This window comes from Rhizobium sp. AQ_MP, from assembly GCF_014237835.1.
Taxonomy (GTDB): domain Bacteria; phylum Pseudomonadota; class Alphaproteobacteria; order Rhizobiales; family Rhizobiaceae; genus Allorhizobium.
In genome coordinates this window covers 1-403 of sequence record NZ_JACJVI010000080.1, presented here as the reverse complement: position 1 = coordinate 403, position 403 = coordinate 1, and the positions used below count along the sequence as shown (strand labels likewise).

Annotated in this window: 1 protein-coding gene; it reads right to left on the bottom strand. The window is 58.6% G+C overall.

The genetic code is table 11. The features are described from left to right. Positions 1-320 (bottom strand): recombinase family protein (locus H6M51_RS24300; protein ID WP_185812322.1); only part of this gene is annotated, 320 nt, incomplete at its 3' end. Between the last annotated feature and the right edge of the window lie 83 nt (positions 321-403).

Here is a 403-nt window from a genome sequence, read left to right as displayed (position 1 = left end):
TCGACGGTCCAGATGGCGCAGTCCTGGAAATTGAGATCCTTCAGGATCTTCGACGTGTGCTCGACATCACGCGACAGACGATCGACGTTGACGCAGAGTACGACATCGATGCGTTCGCGCTTCACATGCGCGAGAAGCTGCTGGATACCGGGGCGTGAGGTGAACGACGTGCCGCTGATTGCGGAGTCGGAGTAAACGCCGCAAAGCGTCCAGCCCCTGTCGGCAACGAACTTCTTGCCGAGTTCCGTCTGGGTCTCGATCGAGACCTCGTTCTGACGGTCGGTCGAGTAGCGGGCGTAGAACAAAACTTTCTTGGGCATTGGGTCCTCATTCATAAACAGATTGCGCGTGAGAGACATGCTTAGCCTGGCCGGGACAGCTTGGGAGCCCCGGCCAGAGCCAG